Annotated in this window: 23 protein-coding genes; 4 read left to right on the top strand and 19 right to left on the bottom strand. The window is 44.7% G+C overall.

Annotated elements, in window-relative coordinates; genetic code table 11:
* The first annotated feature begins 12 nt into the window (after nt 1-12).
* Complete coding sequence (locus QOZ98_RS04885; RefSeq protein WP_142826997.1) at nt 13-843, top strand: ABC transporter ATP-binding protein; 831 nt, start codon at nt 13-15, stop codon at nt 841-843.
* Complete coding sequence (locus QOZ98_RS04880) at nt 843-1,487, top strand: hypothetical protein (RefSeq protein ID WP_308786377.1); 645 nt, start codon at nt 843-845, stop codon at nt 1,485-1,487. The genes QOZ98_RS04885 and QOZ98_RS04880 overlap by 1 nt, the downstream gene beginning before the upstream one ends.
* 50 nt (nt 1,488-1,537) lie before the next feature.
* Here the strand turns inward: QOZ98_RS04880 and QOZ98_RS04875 are convergent, their stop codons facing one another.
* Nucleotides 1,538-1,900, bottom strand: a complete 363-nt coding sequence (locus QOZ98_RS04875) for a VOC family protein (RefSeq protein ID WP_308786376.1) — start codon at nt 1,898-1,900, stop codon at nt 1,538-1,540.
* Between the two features lie 143 nt (nt 1,901-2,043).
* On the opposite strand from QOZ98_RS04875, the gene QOZ98_RS04870 reads away from it, so the two are divergent.
* Nucleotides 2,044-2,724, top strand: coding sequence for a hypothetical protein (locus QOZ98_RS04870; RefSeq protein WP_308786375.1), 681 nt, complete (start codon nt 2,044-2,046; stop codon nt 2,722-2,724).
* A 31-nt stretch (nt 2,725-2,755) separates the two neighbouring features.
* Here the strand turns inward: QOZ98_RS04870 and QOZ98_RS04865 are convergent, their stop codons facing one another.
* The gene (locus QOZ98_RS04865) at nt 2,756-3,589 is read right to left on the bottom strand and encodes a VLRF1 family aeRF1-type release factor (protein WP_308786374.1); all 834 of its coding nucleotides are present in this window, start codon (nt 3,587-3,589) and stop codon (nt 2,756-2,758) included.
* Between the two features lie 156 nt (nt 3,590-3,745).
* Between QOZ98_RS04865 and QOZ98_RS04860 the strand changes: the two genes are divergently transcribed.
* Nucleotides 3,746-4,060 (top strand): DUF3243 domain-containing protein, encoded by a 315-nt coding sequence (locus QOZ98_RS04860; protein ID WP_308786373.1) that lies wholly within the window; start codon nt 3,746-3,748, stop codon nt 4,058-4,060.
* Between the two features lie 17 nt (nt 4,061-4,077).
* Here QOZ98_RS04860 and QOZ98_RS04855 read toward each other — a convergent pair whose 3' ends face one another.
* The 17 genes from QOZ98_RS04855 to QOZ98_RS04775 all read right to left on the bottom strand — a co-directional run bounded on the left by QOZ98_RS04855 (nt 4,078) and on the right by QOZ98_RS04775 (nt 21,185).
* Nucleotides 4,078-5,346 (bottom strand): MDR family MFS transporter, encoded by a 1,269-nt coding sequence (locus tag QOZ98_RS04855; RefSeq protein WP_308786372.1) that lies wholly within the window; start codon nt 5,344-5,346, stop codon nt 4,078-4,080.
* Nucleotides 5,347-5,398: 52 nt separating this feature from the next.
* The gene (locus QOZ98_RS04850) at nt 5,399-7,525 is read right to left on the bottom strand and encodes an ATP-dependent helicase (RefSeq protein WP_308786371.1); all 2,127 of its coding nucleotides are present in this window, start codon (nt 7,523-7,525) and stop codon (nt 5,399-5,401) included.
* A gap of 699 nt (nt 7,526-8,224) precedes the next feature.
* On the bottom strand, nt 8,225-8,752 hold the full coding sequence (locus QOZ98_RS04845) for a general stress protein (RefSeq protein ID WP_308786370.1): 528 nt from the start codon (nt 8,750-8,752) through the stop codon (nt 8,225-8,227).
* Between the two features lie 62 nt (nt 8,753-8,814).
* Complete coding sequence (locus tag QOZ98_RS04840; RefSeq protein ID WP_142826988.1) at nt 8,815-9,015, bottom strand: YwbE family protein; 201 nt, start codon at nt 9,013-9,015, stop codon at nt 8,815-8,817.
* 141 nt (nt 9,016-9,156) lie between these two features.
* On the bottom strand, nt 9,157-10,302 hold the full coding sequence (locus QOZ98_RS04835) for a DUF2382 domain-containing protein (RefSeq protein WP_308786369.1): 1,146 nt from the start codon (nt 10,300-10,302) through the stop codon (nt 9,157-9,159).
* A gap of 126 nt (nt 10,303-10,428) precedes the next feature.
* On the bottom strand, nt 10,429-12,477 hold the full coding sequence (locus QOZ98_RS04830) for a catalase (RefSeq protein WP_308786368.1): 2,049 nt from the start codon (nt 12,475-12,477) through the stop codon (nt 10,429-10,431).
* Nucleotides 12,478-12,603: 126 nt separating this feature from the next.
* A complete protein-coding gene (gene glsA, locus QOZ98_RS04825; RefSeq protein WP_308786367.1) occupies nt 12,604-13,575 on the bottom strand; it encodes a glutaminase A in 972 nt (323 codons plus the stop codon).
* 164 nt (nt 13,576-13,739) lie between these two features.
* Nucleotides 13,740-14,342 (bottom strand): alpha/beta hydrolase, encoded by a 603-nt coding sequence (locus QOZ98_RS04820; protein ID WP_308786366.1) that lies wholly within the window; start codon nt 14,340-14,342, stop codon nt 13,740-13,742.
* A 231-nt stretch (nt 14,343-14,573) separates the two neighbouring features.
* Complete coding sequence (gene hslO, locus QOZ98_RS04815) at nt 14,574-15,452, bottom strand: Hsp33 family molecular chaperone HslO (protein WP_308786365.1); 879 nt, start codon at nt 15,450-15,452, stop codon at nt 14,574-14,576.
* Between the two features lie 28 nt (nt 15,453-15,480).
* The gene (locus QOZ98_RS04810) at nt 15,481-15,705 is read right to left on the bottom strand and encodes a DUF896 domain-containing protein (RefSeq protein ID WP_142826982.1); all 225 of its coding nucleotides are present in this window, start codon (nt 15,703-15,705) and stop codon (nt 15,481-15,483) included.
* Nucleotides 15,706-15,725: 20 nt separating this feature from the next.
* Nucleotides 15,726-16,208: an RrF2 family transcriptional regulator gene (locus QOZ98_RS04805; RefSeq protein ID WP_308786364.1), complete on the bottom strand. Its 483-nt coding sequence runs from the start codon at nt 16,206-16,208 to the stop codon at nt 15,726-15,728.
* Nucleotides 16,209-16,371: 163 nt separating this feature from the next.
* A complete protein-coding gene (locus QOZ98_RS04800; RefSeq protein WP_308786363.1) occupies nt 16,372-16,905 on the bottom strand; it encodes a chromate transporter in 534 nt (177 codons plus the stop codon).
* The gene (locus tag QOZ98_RS04795; protein WP_308786362.1) at nt 16,902-17,501 is read right to left on the bottom strand and encodes a chromate transporter; all 600 of its coding nucleotides are present in this window, start codon (nt 17,499-17,501) and stop codon (nt 16,902-16,904) included. The genes QOZ98_RS04800 and QOZ98_RS04795 overlap by 4 nt, the downstream gene beginning before the upstream one ends.
* Entirely contained in the window at nt 17,495-19,099 is a 1,605-nt protein-coding gene (locus QOZ98_RS04790; RefSeq protein ID WP_308786361.1) for a gamma-glutamyltransferase family protein, read from the bottom strand. The genes QOZ98_RS04795 and QOZ98_RS04790 overlap by 7 nt, the downstream gene beginning before the upstream one ends.
* Before the next feature lie 232 nt (nt 19,100-19,331).
* Nucleotides 19,332-19,781: an Lrp/AsnC family transcriptional regulator gene (locus QOZ98_RS04785; RefSeq protein WP_308786360.1), complete on the bottom strand. Its 450-nt coding sequence runs from the start codon at nt 19,779-19,781 to the stop codon at nt 19,332-19,334.
* 53 nt (nt 19,782-19,834) lie between these two features.
* On the bottom strand, nt 19,835-20,254 hold the full coding sequence (locus QOZ98_RS04780; protein WP_308786359.1) for a GNAT family N-acetyltransferase: 420 nt from the start codon (nt 20,252-20,254) through the stop codon (nt 19,835-19,837).
* Nucleotides 20,255-20,336: 82 nt separating this feature from the next.
* Complete coding sequence (locus QOZ98_RS04775; protein ID WP_308786358.1) at nt 20,337-21,185, bottom strand: patatin-like phospholipase family protein; 849 nt, start codon at nt 21,183-21,185, stop codon at nt 20,337-20,339.
* Nucleotides 21,186-21,191 lie beyond the last annotated feature (6 nt).

The raw sequence follows: 21,191 nt of genomic DNA, 5'->3' as shown, positions 1-21,191 counted from the left end.
AGGAATTAAGCAATGACAATAGCCGTCAAAACCAACGACTTGTCCATTGGATATACCGACAATTTACTTTTCGAAAATTTAAATCTATCGATTCCGCGCGGTGAAATTTCAGTATTTGTCGGCAGCAACGGCTGCGGCAAATCGACACTTCTCCGCTCGATTGCGCGTCTTCTTAAACCTCAAGAAGGTTCTATTTTATTGGAAGGCAAAGAAGTCCATAATATGTCTTCACGCGAAGTGGCAAAGAAAATGGGCATCCTGCCACAATCACCCGTTTCGCCTGAAGGTTTGACGGTGCATGACCTTGTCAAGCAGGGCCGCTATCCACATCAATCCTGGCTGAAACGCTGGACTGAAGAAGATACGGAAAAAGTAGAAGCTGCCATGAAAGCAACGCGTGTCGATCAATTCCGCGATAAGCCTGTCGATGAATTATCGGGCGGACAGCGCCAACGAGCCTGGATTGCCATGACACTCGCTCAGGATACCGAAATTATTCTGCTGGATGAACCGACTACTTATTTGGACATGACACACCAAATTGAAATTTTGGATTTGCTGTTTGAGCTGAATGAAACACAAGGACGCACGATCATCATGGTTCTTCATGACTTGAATCTGGCTTCCCGTTATGCACATAATATTATCGCCATCAAAGATGGAGCGGTATTCGGACAGGGAACTCCTGAAAATGTCATCAATTGCGATTTGGTCCGCTCTGTTTTTGGAATGGAATGCCAAGTTTCCAAAGATCCTTTATTTGGTACACCTCACTGCGTACCGTTTGGCAGAGGGCGCTGCATCGTCCCTGAAATCCAACAAGCATTAAGCAGCGCACAATAGTGGACAAACTGGATCTTTTTCAAGTACAGCTCCAAACAAATCCCAATGGCTTTATGACCTTATCGGAAAGCATGGGCAGCCGTTCTGATGAACTGATTGCGAAAGTCCTCGAGGAATCGGGAGCGCCTACTGAAACCGTAGCATCGTCTATCTTCATGCGGCGCTTCGGTTTTTTCATTTCGGCACAGCTTTACTTATTGGCGAATGGGCAAATGTGGGCTGGCCCAATGAGCGAGGTCTACTTGACGGAGGCTGAATATGGAATTGCTTTTGAGATGGACGGAAAATGGCTAAGACCTCGCCAGGAAGGCGATCTGGAAATGGTTTTGAAAGACTATGCCCTGCCTGTCGTAGAAACGTTCCGAAAGATTGGTCCCATCTCCAGACTGAACCTCTGGGAAAACATTTGGGGCTACGTAATCTGGATGTATGGCATGGAAAGTTCGGTGCAGGCTGAACAGGATGTTCGGGATTTGCTGAGCGATTCCTTTTGGCAGCCCGAAATGCGCAAATCGCATTTCAAGCAGTTTTTAGGCGTCCACAGCTTGGCGCAGTCAAAAGCAGAATACAAACGCGTAACCTGCTGCCTTTATAAAGAGTTGCCCGAAACGGATAAATGCTCTTATTGTCCTTTACGAAAATAAACGCCCTGCTGAGATGCAAGGCGTTTTTATGTTGACTCAATTCAACACGGTTATTTCAGGAATTCCAGCCGGTTGCCGAACGGATCGAAAACAAAAAAGCGTTCGATGCCCGGTATGCTGCTATCTTCCTGCCATTCAACTCCGTATTTGCTCAGGTGATCTTTCAGTTCATCATACCCGGCAACACGAAATGCCGGATGTGCTTTTTTCGCCGGTGAAAATGGCTCCTCCACCCCTACGTGTAATTGTTGCCCGCCAAATGCAAACCAGGCGCCCCCTCTTCCTTTTAACGATTCCGGTTTTTCAATTTCCTGCATGCCTAAAATATCCGCATAAAATTTTATCGCCGCCGCTTCTTTTCCAGCAGGTGCCGCAACTTGTACGTGATCAATATGCAAAACAGAAAAACTCATATTCTCACTCCTTTCTTTTTAGTTTATCGATTTTTCGGTCAAAAGAATATACGATTGTTTTTAAGCTTACCCATAAGTTTCTCTAATCACTTTGCAAACGGATTCAGTTTGCCGTAGCATAAGGTACAAAGAGGTGAACCATCGTGACTTTACCACAACAAGCCAGATACTTTCTGAGCAGCCAATCTGTGGCAGTAGACCGCATTCCGCAGCAGCCGCTCAGCCAACACATTCCCACCATGATTGAAGAACTGAAGGATTGGTGCGGAAGCGACAATGCCGGCGTAGCAGTATCCTATTTTTTCCGTCAATATGCGTTATTTGTGACTGCCCAGTTCCATCTGCTCCATCAACACGGCGGCTATTTTTCTTTGCACTGGCGGGAACTGCAATTTGATCGGGTCCATAATTACGGGCTGCCTCTTTTAGAAACGCATGCAGATTCAACCACCTTTAAAAAAGTCATGCCGAATGAACGATTCCAGGCTTTTCATGAAATCCTCAACCGGCAAGTAAACGAACTGCTGAATGAATTCAAAAAACACATAAAAATATCCCCCATTACCTGCTGGGAGAACGTCCTCGGTTCTGTTCTTTGGTTTTATGCGGGTTTAGAAACCCAAAATCCGCGAAAGACTGCAAAAGACCTGGAGTGGCTTCTTGAGTCTAACAATTGGAAACCAATCAAAACTTCGTATCTTGCCGATCTGCTTGGCACAGCTTCCCTGGAACAGGCTGTTTCAAAACCACTTAGAAAAACTTGTTGCATGTACAAGGAGATGCCCCATTTTGCTACCTGTACATTTTGTCCAAAACCTAACTAAAACACCTCAGCAAAAATGCTGAGGTGTTTGTTTATACTTCAAATACTTCGTGAAGGATTTGGCCAGGTGAATTGTTGATCAAGTTTTTGTAGACGCAGCTTGCAGGTTTTTTCTGCAAGACTTTAGCAAAGGACTTGGCATGTTCAGTTTCACCGACTACATGAATTTCATCCCAATGACGATCCCTTTTCAACTTCTCAACTTTGCTGCTCATGTCTTTGTAAAAACGCTCCAAATTCTCTTTTAAACGATGATCCAGATCATCAGCGTGGCTGCCGCTGTTGCCGCCTAAATGAGCACCGCCAGCAAACGAATTTCCTCCGGCACTGCGGCCTGCAGAATGGACCCCTGTTTGTTCGGTCCAAACCTCAAGCCCTGAATCAAATTCATAAAAGATTTCTTCATTGATGATTCCCATGGAAGTGTCAATGACACGTATGCCTTTAAAGCTCGGCAAAACAATTCCTGTATAAGGGTATGCTTTGTACATATATCTTAATTCATCTAATACTGGTTTCGTTTCCCAATGAAAACTTGTTTTAACCGGAACCTGAACATAATGTACAGACCACAAATCCTCATGCGGAGACGCAAAAATAATGACGCCCTTTTGGAGGTCATTTTGATTATCCAAAATTTCTTTTTCAACCTTTTTTCTCAAAGTTTTATACGCTTTTATTTCTTTCTCATCATCAGATGCTTTCAAGTATTCGTCCAGCCGCTTTAGACCGTTCTTCAGGTGGATTTTCCATGCCCCGTTTTGGGCATTTAAATCAGTTGGATTTGTATTCAAATAAACACTTAACACGCAGCGGTCTGGGCATTCAAAACTTTTCAATTCCTGGATTTCGTCGTATAAGGTCATTCAATCATCCTCCTTGTATTCCGTCCTTGTTATCTGATTACCCCCATAAGTTTTATTTAAACGAATCTTCTGAATGATTATCCGAACTGCGTTTAAAATTATCAATCTGTGGTAAATAAAGAGTACGTTAAAAAATTTGAAGGAGCGTGTTACAGGATGGAAAACATCAACAAACAAGTTGAAGATAAGCTGAAGAATACAGATGACAAGAAAAAAGAGCAGATTTTAGCAGATTTTTCGGTTTTCATTAATTACTTAGGAGACAAAGTGGAAATTGGCGAAAAAATGGGCTTAAGCGAGGAACGCATAGCTCAGTTGGCTGAAAAAGTGGCTGGCTACTTAGCGAAAAAAGAGGATCCGAAAAACAGTGAGGAATATTTATTGCAGCGTTTATGGCAGGTTGGCGATAAAGAACAGCAACATATGCTGGCACACATGCTGGTGAAATTAGCCAAAGACCAAAACAATTAATAAATAAAAGGCCATCCTTAATTGGATGGCCTTTTTTCATATAGATGAAACATGATCAGGTAGACAAAGCCGCTTGCCAGTGCGAGCATTCCTAACAGGCCGAATGTCCATGAAAAGCCAAACCACGCTGTCATCGGAATGGAAATCGGGGCAATCATTCGCCCGATTGTATACCGCAAACTGGCAGCCGCAAAATATTGGCCGCGCATGTCTTCTGGTGCCAGTTTGGAAATGAAGTTCTGCTGAAGACCGACAACCATCAGCTCTCCAAAAGTGAATATCGCCATGGCGACAACGAATATCCAAAACCACGAAGTCAGTGGAAATAGCCACATGGCCACCGCATAAAAAGCAGCAGAGGCGAAGAACACCCATTTTTCAGGGAACTTAGTCATCCAGCGAGTAATGATAACCGTCAGCAATGCGACAAACAAGCCATTCTCCGCTAACAGGATACCAAAAGACGTTTCTCCTGTAACTGTCCACTCCCGGTCAAAAAGAGTGGCTATGGTCTGGGTATCAATTGTTTCCTTCAAGTAGATTGGAATTAGCAAATCCAATTGCATAAAGGTTTGTGCACCCAAAATCCCGCCAATAATAAACAGCAGGAACAAGCGATCTTTAAAAATCAAGCCATATTCTTTAAATTGTTTGGACACTGCTCCCATCCAGCCTGCAGCCTCCTGTGACTGCCATTTGTCGACCATCACCTGAGACAAGGTTTCCTTTGTCAAGAGCCTTAGAACCAAGCCAAGCAGCATTGAAATCACTGTCACAACCAGCAGCAGTTCAAAGCGGTATGAAAAGAACAGTACGGCGCCGAAAAGCGGCCCTACTACAACGGCAATATTTAAGGTGGTATAAAAAATAGCAAAAACATCGCTGCGGTATTTTTCCGGAACGACATCCGCAATCATTGCCTGACTCGCCGGCCAATACAGAGACCCGCACATTCCAGCAAGCGTAAACGCGACAAACCCAAGTTCGGGAGACTGCAGCCACGGAGAGTTGGCAAAGGCAAACAATAAAAATGAAAAGCCTTGGGCAACAGAAGCCACGACCAGCATGCGTCTGCGGCCAAAGCGGTCTGCACAATAACCTCCAACCAAGTTTGACGCCACAGAAAACACTTGGGAAATTACCAGCAGCAATCCTGCTGTTCCTTTGCCAAACTCTTCCGCAAAATAAATCGCTAAAAACGGGAATACCATCCAATAACTTGTATTCATAAAAAATTCGCCGACCAGGCGAACTTTCAAACTTCGATCCCAATCTTTTATTTTCATTCCCATTTCCCCGCGTTCTTCTTTATGTCACCTCTGCATTTTTAAGGAGGCGCTATTCAATAATCTCAAGCAGTCTATAACTCAAGCAAATATCGATCATCAAGTCTTTCCGCTCTTTTGCAAATTGAATGGAAATCCGTTCTTTGTCACGCTCAACGATTTCTCCAGCCCCAAAAACACGGTGCCGGACCTGGACCCCTTCAAGCAATGCATCCTCTGAATTGATGGCATTCGGATTATCCGGTACTTTTACTTTAATGGGGGTTTTGGCCGCAGTGCGCTGCGGTTTGGCTTGCCGTTTTTCAGGAACAATTAAGTTTCGCACTTCATCCATAAAGCGGGACTCACTGTCGTAGCTGATCAGCTCCAAATGATTTTTGGCCCTTGTCATCCCAACATAAAACAGGCGACGGGCTTCTTCCAACGTATCCGGCGTCTCCGCATCTTCTTCAGTTGGAATGACCCCTTCCACCAAGTCGATCATATAAACGCGATCAAACTCCAGTCCTTTGGAGCTGTGGAAAGTTGATAAAGTCAACATATCATCGGTTTTTTCCACTTTTGCCTGCTGAGTTACCTGTTCCAGCTGTTTTAACCGCTTTGCAAAAGCGGTCATGGATTCCAAAGGCTCCGCGATTTGTTCCAAGGTTGTTAAAATCTGCGCCAAATACGTCATTTTCATGCCGAATTTTTCTGCACGGCTTGAGAGCATTTGATCATAGCCCATTTCTCCGCGGATGGTCCGTATCACTTTCAACGGTTTCATGCTATTTAATGCATGAAACCATTTTTTCTGCTCGTTCAGTATTTTAATTTGATAGTCTTTTAACGTGATGTTCAAATTGATTTCATCAAAAGCGGGCTTTTCTGTCGGCTTCATGCGGCTCAACATTTTCAACTGGCTGCCTGACCAATAGGCATTGGTTTTGGAAGCGACTTTCGCGTATATATCGACACGCTCCGGCTTTAAGCTGAAACGCATAAAGTTCAGCATATCTTCCACAATCCAATGAGAGAAAAAGCGGTTATCGGAATCCTTCATGTAAAAAGGAATGCCCAATCGTTCAAGTTCACTCATTAATAGCGTTGAAGATGAATTGTTTCGGTACAGAATGGCAACATTTCCGTATTCGGTCAGTTCCTTGAGTTCTTTTAAAACGTATTTGAATTGTGCGTCTTCTGAGGTTAAACGTTTTAAAACGATTGGATCGCCTTCTGGCTGCTTCGTAAACATATTTTTGTCATGGCGCTTTTTATTGGTTTTGATGAATTGATTGGCGGTATGGACAATGTTTTGGGAAGAACGGTAATTGCGCTCCATTTTCATGATGTAGGCATCGGGAAACACCGTTCTGAACTTTAACAAATACGTAGGTTCAGCAGCTCTCCACGTATAAATCGACTGGTCGTCATCGGCTACCACACAAAGATTCTGATGGCGGGCCACTAGCTTTTCCACTATAGCATGCTGAATCAGCGATGTATCCTGGCTTTCATCAGTCATAACATAATCCCATCGTCCTTGGTATTTTGCCAATAAGCTTTTGTCCTTTTCAAGTGCCTCATAGGCCAATGACAGCATATCATCGAAATCCACTAACCTAACGTCATAGTTTTCTTTGAAGGCTTCATACGTTTTCAAAATTTCAATCGCACCCGGAAATGGCTCATTCAGCTTGGCCCATTGTTTTCGTGGCAGCATTTTATTTTTGACAAAGCTGATAAATGAAGTCAGTTCTTCCAGTTGGTCATCGGTGATGGGTTCATCATTTTCAGTTTGGTACATTTCCCGAAGCAACTTCTTTTTATGAAGGCCGTTTGTCTCGCTGCCTTCGATCATGACGTAGCGCGATCCGGAAAAATAGTCACGGGTGATTTGAAAAGCTAAACTGTGGATGGTCGAAAAATCAATTGGCTGAAGTGAAGGAAAAAAACGCTTATAGCGTTCAAGCATGTCATTGGCGGATGCTTTGCTGAAGGTAATAGCTTTAATGCGCTGAGGCGGCACACCTTTCTCTTCAATCAGGTAACCGATGCGCATGATCATAGTGGTTGTTTTCCCAGATCCGGGGCAAGCCAGCAGCAGCAGAGGACCTTCTGTCCGCTCCACCGCTTTCCGCTGTATTTTATTTAATTGAACTCCAAGTTCCTGCTTTTTTCGTTCAAAGAATTGGCTCATTTTAAGGGGCTCCTTCATTTTTCAATAATCCTATATTAACACAAAAACGAACCCGATTATCGGGTCCGCTTTTATTCAAATCTATGGATATGTTTTTGTTGGCCTGCTTTTTATTTTCGTTGCTGTGCAGCAAAGAGCGCCGCTTCGCCAGAGCGTCTTATGCCCGTCAGAGCTACATGGGCGCTTCCGCTTTTCTTCTTGTCCAGACTTCAGCTGCCAGCCCCTCGAGTCGCTTCAGCCTTTCCAGCAATGGCTGAAGAACGCCAATACTGGAAAGGCTTCCAGCGCTTGTCGGGGCTAGACGGCAGCTTACACTTTTCTTTATTGTCTAGACTCCAGCGCCTAGCTCTTCGGGATGTAAGCCACTTTGGCTGTGCGGCTGAAAACACGCCACTTCGCCAAATCGTCTTACCCCTGTCAGAGCTGAACAGGCGCTTCCGCTTTTCTTTGTTGTCCAGACTCCAGCGCCTAGCTCTTCGGGATGTAAGCCACTTTGGCTGTGCGGCTGAAAACACGCCACTTCGCCAAATCGTCTTACCCCTGTCAGAGCTGAACAGGCGCTTCCGCTTTTCTTTGTTGTCCAGACTCCAGCGCCTAGCTCTTCGGGATGTAAGCCACTTTGGCTGTGCGGCTGAAAACACGCCACTTCGCCAAATCGTCTTACCCTGTCAGAGCTGAACAGGCGCTTCCGCTTTTCTTTTAAATAAAGTTTTTCTCGTCTGGCTTGCTGATTGGGTCGGCGTTGCGCTTGTCTTTTCTGTGTGCAGGTTCTTCGTATTGATGATCATCCAGTTCGACTGCTTTTTCTTCGCGGTCTTCTTCTATGGGACGCGGGCCTTGTGATTCCAGTTTTTCGTTTTGAATAGCCGTTTTTTTGTCTTCCGGCAATTCAAATGCATCCTGGGCGTCTTTGTTGACGTAAAGCAATAGCTTGCCGTCTTGAACGTCCCTGTAAAGATGCTCGGATTCATTTTCATCGATCCCCATATTCAAGAAAGCTTGATGAATCCTTTCATTTCCAGTTAAGAATGTGGCAAAGCGATCTGCCCATCCGCCTTCCGATGCATGAACTTCGACATCTGATTTGCCTCTTACAAGAGACAACTGGTCATCTGATTTAGCCATTACATACATGTCTTCATCTAAATAGCCATCTTTTTTCAGCTCTTCGATTTTCTTTAAGACAGTTTCCTGTCTATCATAAGTTTCGATAAATCGATTTGTCATTATGATCTCTCCTTATAGGGGTTATTGTATTTTACCCTTATGGAAGAGGCACGAAACACCGCTTATTTTGCGGAAAGAATCTCACATACACGCCCAACTTGCCCGTCCTCTAATCGCACTTTGATGCCATGCGGATGGGTGGCGGAGTTTGTCAATAAATCTTTAACGATGCCACGTGTCTTTTTTCCAGAGCGTTGATCCTGCTTTAAAATTACGTTCACTTCAATTCCTGGCTTTACGTCACTTCTTTTTTTGCCGTCCACGTTTATCCCCTCCTTGCTTTCCTTTACTATACGCTATTCCCATAAGCCGGACAAAAAATACTCTTAACACGCTTACCTAATTTCTTCTATCAAAATAAAAAAGGCGGGGATCAGTCCCCGCCTTACTTTATGCTTTACTGATTATAACCGATCACGGTCTGTACGTTTTTTGTTGGTTAGCTTGTCGTCTGTCAAATTAGTATCTTCGTCAATATCCGCTTCTTCACGGCGAACTGTTTCATTGACAGTTTCTGTGTCTTGCACTTTGCGTTTTCCAACCACAATCTCTTCAGCTACTACGTCTTTTTTCGTAACTTCGACGCGTTCTTCTGTTACCGGAATGTGAATGTTTTCGCCTTCTTGATAAGCATCTCCAGTTAACCCGGAATCCTTGTCGAAAGAATTTCCTGTTGTTTCTTCATTTACAGGGCGGCGCTCCACGTACACTTCTTCGCGTTCTACCGGTACTTCGATTGATTGAGTTTCTTCAACAACGTGTTTTCCTACGTTGACCTCACCAGTTTGCACACGCTCTTTGTCGACATTTAAACGTTCTTCGTGCAAACGAAGTTTTTCTTCATCTGTACCTGTACGGTTCAAGTCTTTATTTGTGTCATTGAAGCTGTCCGTACGGTTTAAATCTTTATCCTTATTATCGAAGCGATCTGTACGGTTTGCATCTTCAGCCGTACGATCCGATCCAAGTCCAAACCCTGTACCTGAATCTCTTCCGACACCTGCTGTTTCATTTGTATCTCGGCTGAATGTATCGTCTTTTTTATTGTAGTAGGTATCGTTTTCAGCATTGGTATCCACTGTCAGTCCGTCTTTGGCTACAGCTTCATCATCCATATGGTTTCTGCTGGTTCCTACTCCAGTTGCTCCAGCTGCTCCCATTGTGCCTGCTGCACCGCTTGTGGAAGTGTTGTCATATGGGGCTTTACCTTCGTAATTCGCGCCGTACTCACGGTCAACGAATAATAAAATTTTGCCGTTCTGCACTTCCTTGTAGTAACGGTCTGCTTCTGCATCATCTACACCCATTCCTGAGAATGCTTCACGTGAAGATTCGTTGCCTGATAAGAAGCCCATGAACTTATCCATCCAGTTTCCTTCAGATGATTTGTAATCTACATCTGTCCGTCCCCGTACCATGGAAATTTGATCTTTATCTCGTGCCATTACATACATATCATCTTCACTCGAGCCTTGTGCTTTCATTTCCTCGATTTTCTTTAATACTTCCGTTTCACTGTCGAACGTTCCCATAAATTTATTGTTGGCCATTTTTCTATTCCTCCAATTTTTTATGCGTATTTTGAAAATGCTTGCTTAGTTTAGAAAATACCCGACATGTCTTTTCTTAAACATCATGAACTTTTTACGAGTTGTTTTTCCTGTTTTTTTTACTCTTTATTCCACTTGTCTATCCCAGTGGCGGTGTGCTGTAATAGCTTCCAGGAAAGATGCGGTAAAACTTGAACCATCTCCCGCTGTCACTACACCCGGCTGGCTTTCAATACCTGCTGCTTCAAGCCACTGCTGGCCATCATGCGTTGCACCAATCGGCTTGTAATGGTCGAATGTTTCACCAATATAGCGCGCCGCTTCTTTGGCAAATTTTCTGCTGACATCCGGTCCGCCTACTGCATAGACCGCGTCATACAAAACGGGATCCGTGGTTGTGAACGTGTGGTCAACTTCCACTTCTTTGCCGCTTGAACCTTTCAACTTGCCTTGCATTTCGCTGATGATTTCGTATTGGACGCCTTTCACTTCGAGTCCTTCAAGAATCTTCAGTACTTCAGCATCGTTAAAGCCTTTATCTGCTAAAACTCCGACTTTGCGAGTTGCAGGTGACTTTATTGTATTGTCCAGGCTCAATGCCGGTGAAGATTTCGTAACATCAGAACCGCCGCTTGCCGGTGGAGTCACTCCAATATTTTTAGCGACTGCCTGCGCCATTTCCAAATTAACGTTTGTGAACATTTCGACAGCGCCTTCGCGAATCCAGGTCTCCTGGCATTTACCAAGTTCAAAACTGAAAGCTTCGATAATGTGCTTTCGTTCCGGTTCCGTCATGCTGTTCCAGAACATGGTCGCTTGTGAAAAGTGGTCTTTAAAACTCTCGCTGCGGGCACGCACTTTGCGCCCTTCCATTTTCTCCTGGTAATGAGAGTAGCCGCCGTCAGCCTCGCTCACCGGAGCTGGTGTATTGTTGGTAAACGAGCTCTTCTGGTAAGACACCCGCCCTTTATTGATTGTCTGGCGTCCAAAGCCATCCCGCTGGTTATTATGGAATGGGCAAACTGGCCGGTTTATCGGCAGTTCATGAAAATTTGGTCCGTTCAAACGAAGCAGCTGGGTATCGGTATAAGAAAACAGGCGTCCCTGCAGCAATGGATCATTTGAAAAATCAATTCCCGGTACGACATGGCCCGGATGGAATGCTACCTGCTCTGTTTCGGCAAAGACATTATCGACGTTGCGGTTCAAAGTCATCTTGCCGACAATCTGGATTGGAATCTCTTCCTGCGGCCATAGCTTCGTGGCATCCAGCAAATCAAAGTCGAAGTTATGCTCATCTTCCTCTGCGATAATCTGAACACCTAACTCCCACTCAGGAAAATCTCCTTGTTCAATGGAATCATAAAGATCGCGGCGGTTGAAATCCGGGTCTTTTCCGGCAATTTTCTGCGCTTCGTCCCAAACAAGCGAATGGGTGCCAAGCGTCGATTTCCAGTTGAATTTGACAAAATGTGATTTGCCTTCCGCATTGACGAAACGGAATGCATGCACGCCAAAGCCATCCATCATGCGGAAGCTGCGTGGAATTGCACGGTCAGACATCAGCCACATCATCATGTGTGCGGTTTCCTGGTTGTTGATGACAAAATCCCATAACGTATCATGGGCACTGGCAGCCTGCGGCATTTCATTATGCGGTTCGGGCTTTACTGCATGGACAAAGTCCGGAAACTTAATGGCATCCTGGATAAAAAACACTGGCATATTGTTTCCTACTAAATCATAATTTCCTTCTTCTGTATAAAATTTCGTGGAAAATCCGCGAACGTCCCGTACCGTTTCTGCAGACCCTTTTGATCCGGCCACAGTAGAAAAACGGACAAATACCGGCGTCTTTTTGCCTTTTTCTGATAGAAATTTCGCTTTCGTCAAATTCTCCAACGATTCATATGCTTCAAATTCACCGTGGGCAGCATATCCTCTTGCATGAACGACGCGTTCCGGAATGCGTTCATGGTCAAAATGGGTCATTTTTTCCCGAAAATGAAAATCCTCCAACAAAGTCGGACCTCTTTCACCGGCTTTCAATGAAAATTCATCTTCCGCCATCTTCAGTCCCTGGTTGGTCGTCAAGCTTTTACCGGAATCGTCCACCCGGTACTGCTCCAATTGTTCGTCTTTGCTGTTTTCGTTCACTTTGGGTTCTTTTGCCATTTCGCCACTCCTTCAGTTTTTTTTATTCTTTCTCCTATTCCCCTGTCTTCTTTTATAAAACACACTCTGTTTGCTCTTTTTCACAAAAAAATCCCCGCAGGCTATTCAAAGCCCGTGGGGGTTGGATTAAAAAATACTTAAATCCCATTCTTTTGAAATTTGCCGCAGCATCATCGTGCCTGCCGCACTGTTTCCCTGGACATCAATAGCGGGGCCATAGACACCAATGCCCGCTCCTGCTCGAAATTCATACGTTTGCGAGTGAAGCTTTGGCGGAACAGCAGCCATAATGCCGCCTGACACGCCACTTTTCGCCGGAATGCCAACATGTGCTGCAAAGTTTCCTGAGGAATTGTACATGCCGCACGTTACCATGAGCACTTTTGCAACTTGTGCAATTTCTTCTGAAAAATGCTTGACCTTCGTAATTGGATTGAAGCCATCATATGCAATGATCAAACCAATCAATGCCAAATCTTTCGTACTGACTTTGATCGAGCATTGACGAATGTAGATATCCAACGCTTCTTCCACTTCAATATCCAGGAACTTTGCTTCCTTCAAATAGTAAGCGAGTGCCCGGTTTCGGTGAGATGATTTCCATTCCGAATCGTATACTTCCTTATCAAGCTCAAGCGGATGGCCTACCAGCTCTTCCAGAAATTGCAGCAGGAATTCATATTTTTTTTGGCTGGTCTGCCCTGGCAGCAAAGCTGATATGGTAATCGCGCCTGCATTGATAAAGGGATTGAACGGCTTGTTCGGCCGATGGATCTCAAACGGAATAATTGAGTTGAAAGCTTCTCCGGTCGGTTCCACATCCACTCTTTCCAATACAAAGTCCAAGCCGTAATGGCGGCTCAATGCAATAAATGTCAGTGCTTTTGAAATGCTCTGCAGAGTAAACTCCTTTGTCGTATCTCCTGCACAATAATAATTTCCTTCATCGTCGACCATGCAGATCCCCAACTGGCTCGGATCTTCTTTTCCGAGTGCCGGTATGTATTGCGCGGTCGTTCCCAATATGGCATGGCCTTTGTTATCTTTTACCCATGCTTCTAGCTGTTCCTGAATGCGCGGATTGTTTTGCACTGGCATCCCTCCTCAAGTTCTTTCTTCTCATCATGAATGACATATGCTGCCTTTGTCAAAAAAGCATCGCCTTTTATAAAAGGAAATTCAAATACGAAAACACTCTTTGTAAATTCGTCTTTTGTACATGGCAAGAAAAAACCTTCCCTGTTGTTCAGGGAAGGCTAAGTTTATAGTTTATCGTACCATGCTTTGGCAGCTTCTACTTCCGGCATCGTCAGCTGATGGCCGAAATCTTCCCAATGCAGATCGACTTTTGCTCCAGCTGCTTTCAACAGTTTTTCAAGGTCTGTCGATTCTTCTGCCGGACAGATTGGGTCGTTTGTTCCTGCTGCAATAAATACGGGAATGCCAGTTAAATCAGGCAGATCCGCTTCACGGTTTGGCACCATTGGATGGTGCAGGCTTGCTCCTTTTAATGAATCCGAATAGGTGAAAAGCAGGTTGGCCGCAATGTTGGCTCCATTTGAGTAGCCGACCGCAATGACATTTTTGCGGTCAAAACCATGCTCTGCAGCAGCCTGTCCAATAAATTCATGCAGCTCTTCTGTGCGGAGTTTTAAATCTTCCATGTCGAATACGCCTTCGGATAAGCGTTTGAAAAAGCGCGGCATGCCGTTTTCAGATACATTTCCGCGAACGCTCAAGACAGATGCCTCCGGGTCGATATGGGCAGCGATTGCCAATAGGTCGGTTTCATTTCCGCCTGTTCCGTGGAGCATCAAGAAAGTTGGTTTTGCAGGATTTGTGCCTTGCTGAAAAATATGTTTCATTGTTAAATACCTCCAGTGATAGTTTAAGTTAGTCCGTTTTAAAAGATAACTTGTTTAACCTGCTCTACTTAGCAGAGCAGATTAATGAGTCCTTTTTTGTTTATTTTTAACCGTTCCCCATTTTTCACAAAAAGAAACTTATCTCGAATTCAAGATAATAATACCATAGATTTTCTATTCTTCCAATAAAAAAGATCCATGGCACAAATGTGCATGGATTTTTCCTTGGCATTATCCTTGTGGGTTCAGCATATCTTCTAAATTTTCTTTTGAGAACAAGTAGTTTTCATTGCAGAAATGGCATTGTGCTTCTGCTTTGCCATCGGTGACGATCATGTCTTCAATTTCAGCAGTTCCAAGGCTTTGAATCGCTCTGGAAATCCGGTCTCTGGAACATTGGCATTGAAATTGGACTGGAATTTCATCGAGTACATTTACATTCCCGACTCCCAGTACTTCGTTCAGGATATCTTCCGGCGTCAAGCCCGCACGGACCATATTGGAAATGGTCGGAATGACTTTCAAGCGCTCTTCAATTTCCACAATGACTTTTTCTTCAGTTCCAGGCAGCAATTGAATAATGAATCCGCCAGAAGCCTGGATGGTGTTATCGGGATTGACGATGACCCCAACGCCTACTGAGGAAGGAATTTGTTCAGATGTCACAATGTAATGGGTAAAATCGTCTCCCAGTTCACCGGACACAATAGGAACCTGTCCTACGAATGGCTGAAGCAATCCGATGTCTTTCGATACCGATAATGTCCCTTCCGTGCCCACAGCTTTTCTGACATCCAGCTTGCCTTGCTCATTCAAATCAAAATGGGTTAATGGGTTTGTCACGTATCCGCGAACTTCACCTTTAGCGTTTGCATCCACCAAGATGGTGCCGATTGGGCCTCCCCCATTGATGCGGATGGTTAATTTTTCTTCGCCTTTCATCATGGCACCGAGCATCACGCTCGCTGTCATGGAACGGCCGAGTGCAGCTGACGCTGTCGGCCATGTGTAATGGCGTCGCTGAGCTTCCCCTACCGTTTCAGTTGTACGTGCAGCATAGGCACGAACTTGCCCATCATAGGCTAAGGCTTTTACTAAATAATCGTTCATCGTCTTCTTCCTCTCTATTTTGGGCTTCCTATGAGTGGGCCGCTTGTTTTTTCAGGCGTACTTTATCAGGAGTGACGTCATCGCCAAGCGGATCAATGACCTTCATGCTGGTAACAGTCGATTCCACTTGTCCGCGGATTGACCGCAAATAGTCTTCACGCAATACTTGACGCTCTACTTTTTCAGCATTTGTCAGCCCTTCTTCACGTGCTTTTTTTGCCAATTGGTTGATGCGCGGTAAAATTCCAATCATTGTTTTCCCTCTTTCCCACTTTATCCGACCAGCTTTTGAGACAGCCATTCGGTTAGTTTTTTTGTTTTTTCCTGAAATTTCTCTTCCTTCATTTTCTCGGAAAGCAAAGCAATCGTTTCTTGTTCCATCCGGGAACGCCAGGCATTCTCCGCTTCCAGCATCAAATCCGTCAGCAGGCAGCATCGCTCAGGCTCTTCCAATTCCAACAAGTCGCCCAATACTCCACTGGGTGAATAAAGCGATTGCTGGCCCTCGATTGCTACATATATATCAAAAACACTGATGTCTTTTGGTTTTTTATTGAGCTTAAATCCACCTTTAACGCCTGGTACAGATGTGATCAGGCCTGCACTGACCAGCTTTCTCAAGAGCTTCTGAAAATATGTCGGGGAAGTGCCGAGCTGTTGGCTAATGGCTTCTCCCGGAAGAACTGCTTTGTCCGGCAGCATGTTCAACAGCAGAATGGCATACACGGATTGTTCTACACCTGGTTTCATATGCACCCAAATCACCCTCTTTCAATTACGGATATATTTTATCCTTGTTATCCACAATAAACTATCTCGAATTAAAAGTAAATAAGTATGCTCAAACTACTCAGCATACAAAAAGACCATCCAAATTGGATGATCTTTTCTTCTTCATATTATCTAAATCCTGCAAAAGCTAGACGATTCCGGATACCGCACCGTAAGCAAGCGCCAATAAAATAACAAAAGCCGGATGAATTTTCCTGATTTCCAGCAGCCAATAGCTGACGATAATCAGGATCACTGTTTGCACGGTACCTGAAGTATCGACTGAGGTCATGAAAAATTGCAGCGTCATAGCACCCAGCAATACGGCGATGACCGGCCTGACAAGCTTGGTGATGTTTTTGACTTTCGGTGAATCCTTGTATTTTAAAAGGGTGACCATTAAAAGAACCATCAAAATAAGAGACGGTGCCACCGAAGCGAACAAAGCAACTATCGATCCCAATATGCCGCCTTCCATATAGCCGATATAACCTGCCATTTTTGTGGCAATCGGCCCTGGCAGTGCATTTCCGAGAGCCAGAACTTCACCAAACTCCTGAGTTGTCATCCAGCCATAACGGTCCACCACTTCTTTTTCCACCAGCGGAATCGAAGCAGGACCCCCTCCATAACCCAAAATACCGGGGATAAAAAACGCCAAAAAGATGGACCAGTAAATCATTTCGACCCGACCCCTTTCTTAAAGGTAGTTAAGGAGAGAATCAAAACGCCTAATATGACAATCGCCGGATGAATATTCAATAGTTCCAAAAGGATGATGGCGATGGCTGTAAATAGAATCGCGCGACCGATTCCCAAAGACTTGCCTGACTTTTGAAAGAAGTCCCATGTCATAACCGCCAGCATGACGCCAACGACTGGCACTACTGCGGCTGACATGCTGTTAACCCATTCCAGATCTTTGTACTTTTGTAAAACCCCCAAAAGGACAATCATCATAACTACTGTCGGGATAACCGAAGCAGCCAGCGCAATCAGGCATCCCACCATCCCATTGACGCGATAGCCAATGTAGCCGGCCATTTTTGTGGCAATTGGCCCCGGCATCGTATTCCCCAAAGCCAGGGTGTCGCCAAACTCGTCTTCTGTCATCCATTTATAATTGGTCACGGCTTCACGATGAAAAAGCGGAATGGCAGCAGGTCCGCCACCGAATCCGAGAAGACCGACACGGAAAAAAGCGAGAAAAAGATCTTTGTTCGTTTTCAGCCGGGAATGGCCCCTCCTCTTTTTCTCCGCTTTTCTAGCGCTTACCAAGCAGCTACCGCGCCGTCTGTACGTGACTCGGTGCCTCCAGCCAAAACGCCCGTCTCAGGATTTCTCCAAATGATTTGTCCCCGACCAAAACTGCCGCCATCTGTCGCCACTTGAATGTGGTGGCCTTTTCGAGCTAAAGCTTGTGCCAGGTAATTCGGGAAATTGGGTTCTACAAGAACGGTCTTTCCTTCCATCCACTGCCATCTTGGTGCGTCGAGTGCAGCTTGCGGATTCATTAAATAATCGATGGTGTTAGTCACCACTTGAAAATGGCCTTGAGGCTGCATATATCCACCCATTACACCAAATGACCCTACAGCTTTTCCGTCTTTTGTCAGGAATCCTGGAATGATGGTATGAAATGTTCGTTTTCCGCCTTTAAGCACGTTGGGATGCTCAGAATCTAGAGAGAAATCGGCTCCGCGATTTTGCAAGCCAATACCGGTTTCCGGAATAACGATTCCTGAACCAAAGCCCATGTAATTGCTTTGGATATAGGAAATCATATTGCCTTCTTCATCTGCCGCAGACAGGTAAACCGTCCCGCCTTTAGGCAATTCGTATGGCTCCGGATCGGAAGCGGTTTCTCCGATCGTTTTAGCGCGAGATGCGGCATATTCTTCAGACAGCAGATGCTCTGTACTGATCGGCATGTTTTCAGGCTCCGTAATAAACGCCTTGCCATCGGTAAACGCCAATTTCATCGCTTCAATCTGTTCATGGTAGGTATCGGCAGACTGCCATTTTGGCTGACCCAGCTCTTTGAAAATATTCAATGCCATCAGAGCAACCATGCCCTGTCCATTTGGCGGAATTTCCCATACTTCATAGCCGCGGTATTTTGCCGATACAGGTTCAACCCATTCCGGCTTGAACGCCGCCAAATCTTCTTTGGATAGGAACCCATTATGTGTTTTCATAAAGGCATCGATTTTATCTGCAATCGCCCCTTCATAAAAAGAGCGGCCATCGGTTTGTCCGATTTCTTTTAAAGTAGCAGCATGGCCCGGAGATGACCACATTTCCCCTACTTCAGGCGCTCGGCCATTGGGAGCGAAAGTATCAAACCATCCTTGATATTCTTCGCCGGTAAATGTGGTTTTGTATTTGGCATAGGCGCCTTTCCAATATTTCCCGAGAATAGGTGTTAGCGGATATCCTTCTTCAGCATAACGAATGGCTGGCTTTAGTGCCTCAGCCAGCGTCAACTTGCCAAACTTCTTCGACAACTCAGCCCAGGCAGCAGGCACTCCCGGCACTGTCACTGGCACTAAGCCGAACGTCGGCATTTTTTCAAAGCCGAGTGCTTTAACCGCTTCTGGAGAGATGCTTTTTGGTGCAGGACCCGAGCTGTTCAAGCCGTGCAATTTGTCTTTAACCCAGACCAAAGCGAAAGCATCTCCGCCAATGCCATTTGAAGTTGGTTCGACAACTGTTAATGCCGCAGCGGTTGCGATGGCTGCATCAATGGCATTTCCTCCATTTTGCATGATTTCAATGCCCGCCTGTGCCGCCAGTGGCTGAGAAGTTGCCACCATTCCTTTTTTCGAAAAAACTGTGTGGCGCTGTGATGCAAACGGATTGTGTAAGTAGTCCATAGTAATCCTTCCTTTCTTTTAATTAACCTTTTGTATAAAAATAATTCCTATTTAAGATCAATTGTTAATCATTATTCCATATTTCTTTAACTATAGTAAAGGACGAATACTTTCGATTATAAAGTATTCGTTTACATATTTCTACATGGAAACGAAAAAATACAGAATATTCCTACAAAAAATTTTTTTGCCCATATAAATAAAATTCTGCAGCCTGAACAGCTGCAGAATTTTATAGTTTCATCCCCGTACGGCTCTTGAATCGCCGCAGAAGAATATGGCTTTCAACTCTTGTGATGCCGTCTAGAGCATAAAGCTCTTCGTTTATAAACTTTTCAAGACCGGCAAAATCATCAACCAATACATGCATATGAAGGGTGGATGGGCCTGTCATCTGGTAACAGCTAGCTACACTGGGATTATCCGCCAAGGTTTGAGCCACTTCAACCAAGGAAGCTGGTTCGCAGTCTACTTCAAAAAAACCAGAAACTTTCTTGCCGACTTTTTCGCTGTTGATCACAACTGTAAAGCTTTCTATAACACCAGCTTCTGTTAATTGGTGAACTCTTTCCCGAATAGCCACGCGCGACAAATTTAGTTCTTTGCCGATGTCCACATACGAAATCCGGCCATTTATTGTTAACAAGTCTAATATCTTGCGGTCGATATGATCTAATTTCATGAATACACCTCATGCTTTTATTTTAAAGTTCATTTTTTGCTTTATGAGCAGCTTTAATTGCTTAAGTAAAATTGCGTGCAATAGACGCCCGGAGCCACTTCAAGCAAGCCCTGTTCCCGAAAACCGAATGCTTTATAAAGAGCAGTCGCCGGTTTATTTGCAGTGCCGGTACTGACCGTGAAGTCATGTTCTTTAAACTTCTCAAGCAAATATTCCATCAGTTTTTTGCCAACGCCTTTTCGGAAATGATTAGGACTTACCACAAGCCGATGGATCTCAACGGTTCCACCTTTAACTTGGTACGATATGATTCCCAGTAATTGCCCTTCGCTGTAACCTAAAAATGTTTCATTGCTCTTTTGAATTTCGGCAAGAGTTTCATAAAGCTGCGGAATTCCATCAAATCTTATCAGTTCAGCCTCTACCCGGTAAGCGGCCTGCTGAATTTGCTGAATTTCCTTGGCAATTTGCATGTTCCGATGATCTAATTTGAAAATAATAATCCATCACCTCATCCTAACTTTACCACGATGCGATTCCGGAAGTTCACAAAATTTATTTCTTTAGAAAATAGAGCAGTTCATCAAATTTGGCGGCAGCATCCTGATAGCCCTGATTATATAAGTTTTCGAGCTTTATCGGATCCCGTTCCACGCCTCGAATTTTGTACAGGTTCATCGGTCGTATTACCAAAGCCAGGCCCTCGCTTTCCAATTGTTCAATAAACTCCATTGTTTGATTGTAATACAGATGCCGGCTCTCCATGGTCTTTGCGATTGCAGGGTATTGGCGGACAAATGCCGGCATGATTTTAGCAAACCGGCTCTTCTTTTTCCGATAGCCTTTTTCTCTGGTCAATACGATTATCGGTTTTGTCACTCCGTCAGACAAGGCTTTCCGGATTGGCAGTGGATCTGCAATGCTTCCATCCATCAATAGCTTACCGTTGAATTCCACGGGCCTCGACATAAGCGGAAGAGAGCTCGAAGCCCTGACAATGGCCAATACATCTTCCGGCCGATTTGGCTTTTCAAAATACACCGCACTACCAGTAAGGCAATCCGTTGCACCCACTACAAATTCTTCTGTTGCATCATTAAAACGGCCATAATCAAAAGGAACCAAACTGTTCGGAATTTTATCGAAGATCAAATCCATCCCGAAAAGTTCACGTCTAACGAGCAAGTTTTTTACTGAGATGTACTCCGGATGATGGACATAGCCGATTGTCACTTCCCGGTTGCGGCCGTTTTGCCTGGAAATATAAGAAGAGGCGTTACAGGCTCCGGCTGAAACACCAATTACATAGTCCACAAATATCTCTTCTTCCAATAGCTTTTCAAGAACGCCCCCGGTATAAACCCCGCGCATTCCGCCGCCTTCCAATACCAACCCGCTCTTCATGTAAAT

It is taken from the genome of Planomicrobium stackebrandtii, assembly GCF_030814955.1.
Lineage (GTDB): Bacteria > Bacillota > Bacilli > Bacillales_A > Planococcaceae > Planococcus > Planococcus stackebrandtii.
The sequence above is the reverse complement of the archived record's forward strand: the minus strand, read 5'-3'. Positions and strand labels throughout refer to the sequence as shown.